Raw genomic sequence first — 12,150 nt, 5'->3', positions numbered from 1 at the left:
GAACGAAATAGGACTGAACAGAGGCCCCGGGCCCTTCGACAAGGGCCCGGGGCAGGCGGTCAGCGGCGACGGAACAGCGGCAGCGGTTCGTCAGTGGCGGCCTGATAGGTCACCGAAAAGTCCTTGAGGCTTTCAAGGGCGTCGTACGGGTCTTTGTCCGCGCGCAGGGCGAAGGCATCGAAACCGCAACGGCGCATGTAGAACAACTGGTCGCGCAGCACATCACCAATCGCCCGCAGTTCACCTTTGAAACCGTAGCGGTCACGCAGCAGGCGGGCGTTGGAGTAGTTGCGGCCATCGGTGAACGCCGGGAAGTTCAGGGCAATCACCTGGAACTCGTTCACGTCGTCACCGATTTCTTCGGCTTCTTCGTCGGCATCCAGCCACACACCCAGACCGCCATCGCGGGCCTTGAGCATGCGGGCGTGTTCACGCCACAGCTGCAGCGGGACGATCAGGTCGTCGCAGTTGCTGATTTCGTCGATGTTGAAATCCTTGGGCAGCAGGTGCCAGGTTTCGTCGACGACCTCGTTGTTCTTAATGATTCGCTGCATAGACGCGTTCCTTGAAGAGGTCGATGCCAATACGCTGGTAGGTGTCGATGAAACGCTCGTCTTCGGTGCGCTGTTCCACGTACACGTCGATCAGTTTGGAGATCACGTCCGGCATGTCTTCCTGGGCGAAGGAAGGGCCGAGGATCTTGCCCAGGCTGGCGTCTCGGCTGGCACTGCCGCCGAGGGAAACCTGGTAGAACTCTTCACCTTTCTTGTCCACACCGAGGATGCCGATGTGGCCGACGTGGTGGTGACCGCAGGCGTTCATGCAGCCGGAGATGTTCAGGTCCAGTTCACCGATGTCGAACAGGTAGTCCAGGTCGTCGAAGCGGCGCTGGATCGATTCGGCGATCGGGATCGACTTGGCATTGGCCAGGGAGCAGAAATCACCGCCAGGGCAGCAGATGATGTCGGTCAGCAGGCCGATGTTCGGCGTGGCGAAACCTTGCTCGCGCAGCTCGCCCCACAGGGTGAACAGCTGGCTCTGCTCGACGTCGGCCAGAATGATGTTCTGCTCGTGGGAAGTGCGCAGTTGACCGAAGCTGTAGCGGTCGGCCAGGTCGGCGACGGCGTCGAGCTGCTTGTCGGTGATGTCACCCGGTGCAACGCCGGTCGGCTTCAGGGACAGGGTCACGGCCACATAGCCCGGCTTCTTGTGTGCCAGGGTATTGCGGGTGCGCCAGCGGGCGAAGCCCGGATGCTCTTTGTCGAGGGCGGCCAGTTCGGCGGTCTGGTTTTCCAGCGCCTTGTAGTCCGGGTCGACGAAGTGTTTGGCCACACGATGCACTTCGGCTTCGGTCAGTGTGGTCTGGCCGCCGCGCAGGTGTTCCATTTCGGCATCGACTTTCTGAGCGAAGACTTCCGGCGTCAGCGCCTTGACGAGGATCTTGATCCGCGCCTTGTATTTGTTGTCACGACGGCCGTAGCGGTTGTACACCCGCAGGATCGCGTCGAGGTAGCTCAACAGGTCCTGCCATGGCAGGAACTCGTTGATGAACGCACCGACCACCGGGGTACGACCCAGACCACCGCCGACCAGCACACGGAAACCGAGTTCACCGGCAGCGTTGTGTACCGGCTCAAGGCCGATGTCGTGGACTTCGATGGCCGCACGGTCGGAGGTCGAACCGTTGACGGCGATCTTGAACTTGCGTGGCAGGTAAGCGAATTCCGGGTGGAACGTGGTCCACTGACGAACGATTTCGCACCACGGACGCGGGTCGATCAACTCGTCGGCTGCAACACCGGCGAACTGGTCGGTAGTGACGTTGCGCAGGCAGTTGCCGCTGGTCTGGATGGCGTGCATCTGCACAGTGGCCAGTTCGGCGAGGATGTCCGGGATGTCTTCGACCGCCGGCCAGTTGAACTGCACGTTCTGCCGCGTACTGATGTGGGCGTAACCCTTGTCATAGTCGCGGGCGATCTTGGCCATCATGCGCACCTGACGCGAGGTCAGTTGGCCGTAAGGCACCGCCACTCGCAACATCGGCGCGAAACGCTGGATGTACAGGCCATTCTGCAGGCGCAGGGGGCGGAATTCTTCTTCGCTCAGCTCACCTGCCAGATAGCGTCGGGTCTGATCACGGAACTGCTTGACGCGGTCCTCGATGATCCGCTGATCGTACTCGTCGTATACGTACATATAAGTCCTGTTCTCAGGCTTTGGCCACTCGGAAAACGCTGCGTTTTCGCTTGCTGGAGTCCGATGGTTCCTCTGCAATTCTGCGCGCACGGCCGCGCACTCCCTGACGGAGCCGGGGCAATATACCCGTTTGCAGTTATGCGCAAAAGTGATGTTTGAGTATATGTAAAGAACCAAATCGCCTAACAAGAATCACTGTCAACTAAACCACATTTGTCGTGCGGACAATCATCGTCTTAACTGTGGTCGAGTCTTTCTGCAATCACCGATAAAACCGACAAGAGGCGATGCAATGAGCAACCCAACCAAAGCAAGGAAAAGCGATAGCAGCGTCGATGCCTGGGCGATTCTGTTCCTGATCATTCTGGTCGTTGGAACGGCGGTATTCTGGGTCAGCCATCAGTAAAACGACTCGTCCGGGCCCCGCTTGCGACGATTGTCGGACAAAAGGCGGGATCAAGCGCCAAAGGCCAGGTGATCAATGGCTATAATGCGCGGCCATTTTTCCTTGGGCCCGGATGATTCATGTTCAAGCTTCTTCACCTCAGCCTGCTGCTGTTCGGCGCGGTTTTCGGTACCTGCGCGCGTGCGGAGTCGGTGCTGTTCCTGAATCCGGGCTCGACGCAGGAAGCATTCTGGGTCAGCTACTCGCAATTCATGCAGGCTGCCGCCCGGGATCTGGGCATCGATCTGCGCATCCTCTACGCCCAGCGCCAGCCGGAACTGACCCTGGCGCAAGCGCGACTGGCCCTGCAGGGGCCTGAGCGCCCGGATTATCTGGTGTTCGTCAACGAACAGTACGTGGCACCGCAGATTCTGCGCTTGGCCAATGGCAGCGGCGTGAAGCTCTTTATCGTCAATTCGGCACTGACGCCCAACCAGCAGGCACTGGTGACAGAGGGCGCGGATCGCATTGGTAGCCTGGTGCCCAACGACGAGGAGGGCGGCTACCTGATGATGAAGGAACTGATTCGCCTGCATCCGCCTGTGGCGCCCGGTGAAAGCATCGATCTGCTGGCGTTTTCCGGCCTCAAGATCACGCCATCGGCGCAATTGCGCGAAAAGGGCATGCAGCGGGCCCTGGCGGAGAATCCGCAGGTACGTTTGCGGCAATTGGTCTATGGCGGCTGGACCCAGCAACGGGCTTACGAGCAGGCGAAGCAGTTGCTGGTCCGCTATCCCAACGTTTCATTGGTATGGGCAGCTAATGATGAAATGGCCTTCGGCGCGATGCGTGCTGCGTCCGAGGTCGGCAAGGTGCCGGGCAAGGACGTGCTGTTCAGCGCGGTCAATACCTCGCCCGAAGCTTTGCAGGCGGTGGTCGACGGACGCCTGAGCGCGTTGCTCGGCGGGCATTTCACCCTGGGTGGCTGGGCACTGGTCGAGCTGCATGATCACGCGCAAGGCGTCGATCTGAATCAGTATGGCGGCCGGGATCGGCAGATTCCGTTGCTGCAACTGATCGACAGGGATCATGCCCGCCGAATCCTTGCAATGGGTGCCTCACCGGACTACGGCGTGCAGTTTCGCAAGCTCTCGGCGAAAGGGCGCCCGGTTTCGTATCGCTACCCGTTCAATCTGCAGACCCTGATGCACTAGGGCCGTCAGACGCCCGCCAGATGCACCACCAGTTGCACAATGCCAAACAGCGTCAGGGCGAATACCGCCGTGAACGCGATACCCAAGAAGATGAAATGGCTGGGCTTGCCGTGGGTGAAGTCCCTCGCCCGGTTCTTGCCGCTCTGCACCCCGAACGCCGCCGCCATGACGCTATGCAGCATCTGCCAGAACGTCGGTGGCTTGTTGTCGACTGGATCGTCCATAAATCCCCCGTCTGCCGTGTGTGTCAGACAAGCATAGCCAACCGTTTTCAGGCCGCAGAAATAACTGTGGGAGCCAACAGGCTCCCACAGGGTGTCGTCGCGTGAAGCGGGATCAGTTGTCGTAACCCAGATTCGGCGCCAGCCAGCGTTCGGTCAGGCTCAGTTCCTGGCCTTTGCGCGAGGTGTAGCTCTGCACCTGATCCTTGTCGACCTTGCCCACGGCGAAGTACTGCGCCTGCGGATGGGCGAAGTACCAGCCGCTGACCGCTGCCGCCGGGAACATCGCGTAGTGCTCGGTGAGGAACACGCCGCTGCGACCGGCGCGCATTTCCTGGGCCTCAGGGTCGAGCAGGGCGAACAGCGTGGCCTTCTCGGTGTGATCCGGGCACGCGGGGTAGCCGGGAGCAGGGCGGATGCCGGAGTACTGCTCTTTGATCAGCGCCTCGTTGTCGAGAGCTTCATCCTTGGCGTAACCCCAGTGCTCCTTACGCACCTGCTGGTGCAGCCACTCGGCGCAGGCCTCGGCCAGACGGTCGGCCAGGGCCTTGACCATGATCGAGTTGTAATCGTCGCCAGCGTCCTGATAAGCCTTGGCCACTTCTTCGGCACCGATGCCGGCGGTGGTGATGAAACCACCGACATAGTCGGTCACTTCGCTGTCCTTCGGCGCGACGAAGTCGGCCAGGGAGAAGTTCGGCTTGCCGTCGGTCTTGATGATCTGCTGACGCAGGTGATGCAGGCGGGCCATTGGCTTGCCGTCATCGCCGTACAGCTCGATATCGTCGTCGTGCACCTGATTGGCCGGCCAGAAGCCGAACACCGCACGGGCGCTGATCAGTTTCTCGTCGATCAGCTTGGTCAGCATCTCGCGGGCGTCCTTGTACAGCGAGGTCGCCGCTTCACCGACCACTTCGTCTTCGAGGATGCGCGGGAACTTGCCGGCCAGGTCCCAGGAGATGAAGAACGGTGTCCAGTCGATGTACTCGGCCAGGACGTTGAGGTCGATATTGTCCAGCACGCGGGTGCCGGTGAAGGTCGGTTTGACCGGCGTGTAGGTGGCCCAGTCGAACTGCGGTTTCTTGGCGATCGCGGCGGCGTAGCTCAGACGCTCGGTACGGGCGCTGCGGTTGGCGGTGCGCTCGCGGACGTCGATGTACTCTTCGCGGGTCTTCTGGACGAAGCCGGCCTTCAGTTCCTTGGACAGCAACTGCGTCGCCACGCCCACGGCGCGGGAGGCGTCGGTCACGTAGACCACCGCGTCGTTGCTGTACTTGGGCTCGATCTTCACCGCCGTGTGCGCCTTGGAGGTGGTCGCGCCGCCGATCATCAGCGGCAGGTGGAAGTCCTGGCGCTGCATCTCGCGGGCCACGTGGACCATTTCATCCAGCGACGGGGTGATCAGGCCGGACAGGCCGATGATGTCGCACTTCTGCTCCTTGGCCACCTGCAGGATCTTCTCGGCTGGCACCATCACGCCGAGGTCGACGATGTCATAGCCGTTGCAACCGAGTACCACGCCGACGATGTTCTTGCCGATGTCGTGCACGTCGCCTTTGACCGTGGCCATCAGGATCTTGCCCTTGGCTTCCGGCTTGTCGCCCTTTTCCAGTTCGATGAACGGAATCAGGTGCGCCACAGCCTGTTTCATCACTCGAGCGGATTTCACCACCTGGGGCAGGAACATTTTGCCGGCGCCGAACAGGTCGCCGACGATGTTCATGCCGGACATCAACGGGCCTTCGATCACTTCGATCGGGCGGGCGAAGGACTGACGGGACTCTTCGGTGTCTTCGACGATGTGGGTGGTGATGCCCTTGACCAGCGCATGCTCAAGACGCTTGTTGACGTCCCAGCTGCGCCACTCTTCGGTCTCGGCTTCCTTGACGCTGCCGTCGCCCTTGTACTTGTCGGCGATGGCGAGGAGGGCGTCGGTGCCTTCCGGGGTGCGGTTGAGGATCACGTCTTCAACGGCGTCGCGCAGCTCCTGCGGGATCTGGTCGTAGATCTCCAGCTGACCGGCGTTGACGATGCCCATGGTCAGGCCGGCGCGGATGGCGTACAGCAGGAACACCGAGTGGATCGCCTCGCGCACCGGGTTGTTGCCGCGGAACGAGAACGACACGTTGGACACGCCGCCGGAACTCAGGGCATACGGCAACTCGTCACGGATGTAGGCACAGGCGTTGATGAAGTCCACAGCGTAGTTGTTGTGTTCTTCGATGCCGGTGGCCACGGCGAAGATGTTCGGGTCGAAGATGATGTCTTCCGGCGGGAAGCCGACTTCGTTGACCAGAATGTCGTAGGAGCGTTTGCAGATCTCTTTCTTGCGCGCTTCGGTGTCGGCCTGGCCGGCTTCGTCGAACGCCATCACCACCACGGCGGCGCCGTAGCGCTTGCACAGTTTGGCGTGATGGATGAACTGCTCGACGCCTTCTTTCATGCTGATCGAGTTGACGATGCCCTTGCCCTGGATGCATTTGAGGCCGGCTTCGATCACGTCCCATTTCGAGGAGTCGATCATGATCGGCACGCGGGAGATGTCCGGCTCGCCGGCAATCAGATTGAGGAAGGTCACCATGGCCTTCTTCGAATCGAGCATCCCTTCATCCATGTTGATGTCGATCACCTGGGCGCCGGCCTCGACCTGCTGCAGGGCGACTTCCAGGGCTTCGGTGTAGTTGTCTTCACGGATCAGGCGGGCGAACTTCGCGGAGCCGGTGATATTGGTCCGCTCGCCGACGTTGACGAACAACGAGCTGCGATCGATGGTGAACGGCTCCAGGCCTGAGAGGCGGCAAGCCTTGGGAATGTCCGGAATCTGCCGCGGCGCGTAGCCGGCAACGGCTTTGGCGATGGCTTCGATGTGGCCCGGGGTGGTGCCGCAGCAACCGCCGACGATGTTGAGGAAACCGCTCTGGGCGAATTCTTCGATGACTTTGGCGGTGTCCACCGGCAGTTCGTCGTACTCGCCGAACTCGTTCGGCAGGCCGGCGTTCGGGTGCGCCGAAACGTGGGTGCTGGCCTTGTCCGACAGCTCTTCCAGGTACGGACGCAATTCGCGGGCACCGAGGGCGCAGTTCAGACCGACCGAAATCGGTTTGGCGTGGGCCACGGAGTTCCAGAACGCTTCGGTGGTCTGGCCCGACAGGGTGCGGCCGGAGGCGTCGGTGATGGTGCCGGAAATCATGATCGGCAACTCGAAGCCCAGTTCTTCGAACACGCCTTGCACGGCAAAGATCGCGGCTTTGGCGTTGAGAGTGTCGAAGATGGTTTCGATCAGGATCAGGTCGGCGCCGCCTTCGATCAGGCCTTTGGTGGCCTCGGTGTAGTTTTCCACCAGTTCATCGAAGGTAACGTTGCGATAGCCCGGGTTGTTGACGTCCGGCGACAGCGAGCAGGTGCGGCTGGTCGGGCCGAGCACGCCAGCGACGAAACGCGGCTTGTCCGGGGTCTCGAGGGTTTTCGCGTCGGCAACCTTGCGCGCCAGGCGGGCGCCTTCTACGTTGAGTTCGTAGACCAGTTCTTCCATGCCGTAGTCGGCCATGGAAATCTGCGTGGCGTTGAAGGTGTTGGTCTCGAGGATGTCGGCGCCGGCGTCCAGGTAGGCTTTCTCGATGCCGCCGATCACGTCCGGGCGGGTCAGCACCAACAGATCGTTGTTGCCCTTGACGTCGCTCGGCCAGTCGGCGAAGCGTTTGCCGCGATAATCCTGCTCTTCGAGCTTGTAGCTCTGGATCATCGTGCCCATGCCGCCGTCGAGAATCAGGATGCGCTCTTTGAGAGCTTGCTTGAGAGCTTGAAGGCGGACGCTGCGATCGGACATTGGGGCTACTCGAAAAAGACCATGACGAAGGGCCGGGATCATAACAAACCTGTGCGGTTTTAGAGCATGTGACGCTTTTGCATGAATATCGCTCATGTTGGTACGAGCGTCATAACGGTAGAATCGCGGCGTTTTTCTTCAGGATCAGGGTCAGGGACATGTCGTACCGCGTCATCAGCATTGCATTGCTGTTTTTTAGCTTTGGCGCGGCGGCGCAAAGTCCCGCTATTTCTTCTTCTATTTCCTATACCCGAGACATCCAGCCGATCTTCACCGAAAAGTGCGTGGCCTGCCATGCGTGCTACGACTCTGCCTGTCAGCTGAATCTGGGCAGCGGTGAAGGCGCCGCGCGGGGCGCGAGCAAGATGCCGGTCTACGATGGCGAACGCACCCAGGCGGCGCCGACCACGCGGCTGTTCTATGACGCCTTCGGCAAACGGGCCTGGCAGCAGAAAGACTTCTACTCGGTGCTCGACGCCCAGGGCAGCCAGGCCGCACTGATGGCGCGCATGTTGGAGCTGGGACACAAAACGCCGCTGACCCCCAACGCCAAACTGCCGCAAGACATTGTGCTGGGGCTCAACCGCGAAAACCTGTGCGCGATGCCCGCCGAGTTCGAAGGCTATGCCGGCGCCCATCCGAAAGAGGGCATGCCGCTGGCGGTGACCGGGCTGACCGATCAGCAATATCAGACACTGCAACGCTGGCTCGCTTCCGGCGCACCGATCGATGAGCAAGGCCTGGCGCCAAGCGCCAAGGAGGCGATGCAGATCGTCCAGTGGGAAAATCTGCTCAACCAGCCTGGGGCGCGGGAAAGTCTGGTCGGGCGCTGGCTGTTCGAGCACTGGTTCCTGGCGCACCTCTATTTCAAGGACGGCGAGCCGGGGCATTACTTCCAGTGGGTGCGCTCGCGCACGCCGACCGGGCAACCAATCGATCTGATCGCCACCCGTCGCCCGAACGACGATCCGGGTACTCAGGTGTATTACCGCCTGTGGCCGGTGCAGGGTGTGATCGTGCACAAGACCCACATCACTTATCCGCTGAGCGCGGCGAAGATGGCGCGGGTCAAAAGCCTGTTCTACAACGGTAACTGGCAGGTCAATGCCTTGCCGGGCTACGGGCCGCAGAGCCGGGCCAACCCGTTCGCGACCTTTGAGGCGATTCCGGCGCAGGCGCGCTATCAGTTCATGCTCGATAACGCCGAATACTTCGTGCGCACCTTCATTCGCGGCCCGGTGTGCCGTGGGCAGATCGCGACTGACGTGATCCGCGACAACTTCTGGGCGTTGTTCCAGGCACCCGAACACGATCTGTACATCACCGACCCGAACTATCGCGGCCAGACCACGCCGTTGCTGGCCATGCCGGGGCAGAACGACGATGTCGGCAGTGTCCTGAGCCTGTGGCACAACTACCGCAACAAGCGAAACCAATACGAAGCCCTGCGCCGTGACAGCTATGCGGATCTGCCGGCGCCGAGCTGGTCGACCCTGTGGGCCGGCAACGACAACGCCTTGCTCAGCATCTTCCGCCACTTCGACAGCGCTTCGGTGACCAAGGGCCTGATCGGCGAAGTACCGCAGACCCTGTGGCTGTTCGACTATCCGCTGCTGGAACGCACCTATTACCAGTTGGCAGTGAATTTCGATGTGTTCGGCAACGTCTCCCATCAGGCGCAAACGCGCTTGTATTTCGACCTGATCCGCAACGGCGCCGAACAGAACTTCCTGCGCCTGATGCCCGCCGATTCCCGCGAGGGCTACCTCGACGATTGGTACCAGAGCAGCGGCCAGTTCAAGATGTGGCTCGATTACGAAGCCATAGACGATGACAAGCCGACCGCGCTGAAACTCGACGAGAAAGACCCGAAACGCGATTTCGCCATGCAATTGCTGGCGCGCTACGGCGATCTCAACGCGCGTCCGGATCCGATCAACCGTTGCGAAGACGCCTACTGCTCGCGCCCGAACATCGACCCGGCGCTGCAAAACGCCGAACAGGCGCTGAGTCGCCTGGCTTCGCGCCCGGCGGCGGGCCTGAAAGTGATCGATCAATTGCCGGAAGCCACCATGCTCCGGGTTGAAACCCGCAGCGGCAAACGCGAGGTCTACAGCCTGCTGCGCAACCGCGCGCACAGCAACGTGGCGTTCCTGCTCGGCGAATCGCTGCGCTATCAACCGGGGCTGGACACGCTGACGATCTACCCGGGCGTGCTCAGCAGCTACCCGAATTTCATGTTCAACGTCCCGGCAGATCAGGTGCCGGCGTTTGTCGATGCCATGGAAGGTGCAAGGGACGCGGCGCAGTTCGAGAAAATCGTCGAGCGCTGGGGCATCCGCCGCAGTCATCCGCAGTTCTGGTTCTATTTCCATGATTTGAGCCAGTACATCCACGAAACCGATCCGGTGGAAGAGGGCGTGCTGGATATGAACCGGTACGAGAATCTTTGATCGTTTGAGCGATGGCGGTTGTCCCAATCCTGTGAAGTACGGGATCGGGAGCGCCATCGATGTTGATTTCAGTGCAGGCCCTGCGAGCGCTCGCCGCGTGGGCGGTGGTCTGCCATCACTTCATGCAGATTTTCTTCGACTTCGAGGCGCGGGGGCCGATAGGTCAGCTGTTCATCGACAAGGGCGCCGTGGGCGTCGATATCTTTTTCGTGATCAGCGGGCTGGTGATTTTCCTGTCCACCGAAGGCAAGGCGCTGCCGCCCGCGCGGTTTCTGCTGTATCGACTTTTCCGGATTGTCCCGGCGTATTGGCTCTACACCGTGCTGATGGCTTTGTTGGTGGTATTCGCCCGGCCGTTGCTGCCGGATCAGACGGTGGACTGGAGTCATTTGCTGCTGTCGTTGCTGTTTATCCCGACCGAAAACCCCGGCGGCTACGGGATCTACCCGACCCTGAATGTCGGCTGGACACTGAATTACGAGATGCTGTTTTACGTGTTGTTCGCCTGGGCGCTGTTGTTTCGGTTGCAGGTGCGCTTGCTGGTGGTCGCGGCGCTGCTGTTCGCGGTGTGCCAGGCCTGGACCGGATTTGGCTGGGTCAGCGAGTTTTATCGCTCGGACATCGTTTATGAGTTCCTGCTCGGGATCAGTATCGGCATGTTCTATCGCCGCGGCTGGATCGGACCGGCGCTCTGGCTGCCGTTGCTGGGGATCGGGGCGGCGTTGCTGGCGATCTATTACTTGCCGCCCGATCCCCGGTTGCTGAATTGGGGCGTGCCCAGTGCGGTGCTGGTCATGGCCAGCCTGGCGCTGGAGCGCCATGTCGAGCGCAACAGGCTGCTCAAGCTGCTGGGCGACTGTTCGTACTCGGTGTATCTGATGCACGTGCTGGTGCTGTCGGCTGGCGGTTATCTGGCCCGACGCTATGGGATCAACCCGTATTTGATGTTTGTTGTCTGTGCGCTGGCCATCGGTATCGGTTCCTGGCTGAGCTACGAATGGGTGGAAAAGCGCAGTTATCAGTGGCTTAAAGCAAGGATTGACGGCGAATCGGGCGCTTAGCCGATTTGCGAACTATTCCTACGTAAATACTAGGACTTTGTGCCGCGCGCCGATTGGCGTAAACTCCGCCCCAAGCCTGCGAGGAGTTTCCATGACCGCTATTACCATTACCGACGCCGCCCATGATTACCTGGCCGATCTGCTCTCCAAGCAGAACACCCCGGGCATCGGCATCCGCGTTTTCATCACCCAGCCTGGCACCCAGTACGCCGAAACCTGCATTGCCTACTGCAAGCCGGGCGAAGAGAAACCTGAAGATACGGCGCTTGGGCTGAAAAGCTTCACCGCTTACATCGACTCGTTCAGCGAAGCGTTCCTCGATGATGCCGTCGTCGACTACGCCACCGACCGCATGGGCGGCCAGCTGACCATCAAGGCGCCAAACGCCAAAGTCCCGATGGTCAACGCCGACAGCCCGATCAACGAGCGCATCAACTATTACCTGCAAACCGAAATCAACCCGGGGCTGGCCAGCCACGGCGGTCAGGTCAGCCTGATCGATGTGGTTGAAGACGGCATAGCCGTGTTGCAGTTCGGCGGCGGTTGCCAGGGCTGCGGCCAGGCGGACGTGACCCTGAAGGAAGGCATCGAGCGCACCTTGCTCGAGCGCATTCCGGAGCTCAAGGGCGTTCGCGACGTGACCGACCACACGCAGAAAGAAAACGCCTACTACTAAGGTGTTCGCTGCGGCATGAAAAAACGGCGCCCCGTGAGCGCCGTTTTTTTATGCGTGAGATTCAATGAAGCCTTCGCGAGCAAGCCCGCTCCCACATTTGGAATGCGATCGAATGTGG

Annotated in this window: 8 protein-coding genes; 4 read left to right on the top strand and 4 right to left on the bottom strand. The window is 60.8% G+C overall.

Translation table 11 applies throughout. The annotated features are described in order from the left end of the window. Positions 1 to 59: 59 nt before the first annotated feature. Positions 60 to 554, bottom strand: coding sequence for a DUF934 domain-containing protein (locus K3819_RS16305; RefSeq protein ID WP_007959510.1), 495 nt, complete (start codon positions 552 to 554; stop codon positions 60 to 62). After that, positions 538 to 2,196 carry a nitrite/sulfite reductase gene (locus K3819_RS16300; protein ID WP_064597038.1) on the bottom strand — a complete coding sequence of 553 codons (1,659 nt, stop codon included), beginning with the start codon at positions 2,194 to 2,196 and terminating at the stop codon, positions 538 to 540. Before K3819_RS16300 ends, K3819_RS16305 begins: the two co-directional genes overlap by 17 nt. Before the next feature lie 525 nt (positions 2,197 to 2,721). Between K3819_RS16300 and K3819_RS16295 the strand changes: the two genes are divergently transcribed. Then, positions 2,722 to 3,795, top strand: a complete 1,074-nt coding sequence (locus K3819_RS16295) for an ABC transporter substrate-binding protein (protein WP_221397464.1) — start codon at positions 2,722 to 2,724, stop codon at positions 3,793 to 3,795. A 5-nt stretch (positions 3,796 to 3,800) separates the two neighbouring features. Here the strand turns inward: K3819_RS16295 and K3819_RS16290 are convergent, their stop codons facing one another. Next, entirely contained in the window at positions 3,801 to 4,019 is a 219-nt protein-coding gene (locus tag K3819_RS16290) for a DUF2970 domain-containing protein (protein ID WP_007959515.1), read from the bottom strand. Between the two features lie 112 nt (positions 4,020 to 4,131). After that, complete coding sequence (metH, locus tag K3819_RS16285; RefSeq protein WP_064597034.1) at positions 4,132 to 7,842, bottom strand: methionine synthase; 3,711 nt, start codon at positions 7,840 to 7,842, stop codon at positions 4,132 to 4,134. A 158-nt stretch (positions 7,843 to 8,000) separates the two neighbouring features. Here metH and K3819_RS16280 point away from each other — a divergent pair, with 158 nt between their 5' ends. The 3 genes from K3819_RS16280 (at position 8,001) to nfuA (ending at position 12,032) form a co-directional block, all read left to right on the top strand. Next, complete coding sequence (locus K3819_RS16280; protein WP_221397463.1) at positions 8,001 to 10,295, top strand: fatty acid cis/trans isomerase; 2,295 nt, start codon at positions 8,001 to 8,003, stop codon at positions 10,293 to 10,295. 59 nt (positions 10,296 to 10,354) lie between these two features. Then, the gene (locus K3819_RS16275; protein WP_085610456.1) at positions 10,355 to 11,356 is read left to right on the top strand and encodes an acyltransferase; all 1,002 of its coding nucleotides are present in this window, start codon (positions 10,355 to 10,357) and stop codon (positions 11,354 to 11,356) included. A 91-nt stretch (positions 11,357 to 11,447) separates the two neighbouring features. Next, entirely contained in the window at positions 11,448 to 12,032 is a 585-nt protein-coding gene (nfuA, locus tag K3819_RS16270; protein ID WP_007959519.1) for a Fe-S biogenesis protein NfuA, read from the top strand. Positions 12,033 to 12,150 lie beyond the last annotated feature (118 nt).

The organism is Pseudomonas sp. 3-2 (genome assembly GCF_019710535.1).
In the GTDB taxonomy this organism is placed as follows: domain Bacteria; phylum Pseudomonadota; class Gammaproteobacteria; order Pseudomonadales; family Pseudomonadaceae; genus Aquipseudomonas; species Aquipseudomonas pharyngis.
Note: the sequence above shows the minus strand (reverse complement) of the source record. Positions and strands in the feature narration are given on the sequence as shown.

Excerpts from the sequence above, each read along its gene's own strand:
- K3819_RS16295 (WP_221397464.1), top strand. The coding sequence starts at position 2,722 with ATGTTCAAGCTTCTTCACCTCAGCCTGCTGCTGTTCGGCGCGGTTTTC.
- K3819_RS16305 (WP_007959510.1), bottom strand. The coding sequence starts at position 554 with ATGCAGCGAATCATTAAGAACAACGAGGTCGTCGACGAAACCTGGCAC.
- nfuA (WP_007959519.1), top strand. The coding sequence starts at position 11,448 with ATGACCGCTATTACCATTACCGACGCCGCCCATGATTACCTGGCCGAT.
- K3819_RS16300 (WP_064597038.1), bottom strand. The coding sequence starts at position 2,196 with ATGTACGTATACGACGAGTACGATCAGCGGATCATCGAGGACCGCGTC.
- K3819_RS16275 (WP_085610456.1), top strand. The coding sequence starts at position 10,355 with ATGTTGATTTCAGTGCAGGCCCTGCGAGCGCTCGCCGCGTGGGCGGTG.
- K3819_RS16290 (WP_007959515.1), bottom strand. The coding sequence starts at position 4,019 with ATGGACGATCCAGTCGACAACAAGCCACCGACGTTCTGGCAGATGCTG.
- K3819_RS16280 (WP_221397463.1), top strand. The coding sequence starts at position 8,001 with ATGTCGTACCGCGTCATCAGCATTGCATTGCTGTTTTTTAGCTTTGGC.
- metH (WP_064597034.1), bottom strand. The coding sequence starts at position 7,842 with ATGTCCGATCGCAGCGTCCGCCTTCAAGCTCTCAAGCAAGCTCTCAAA.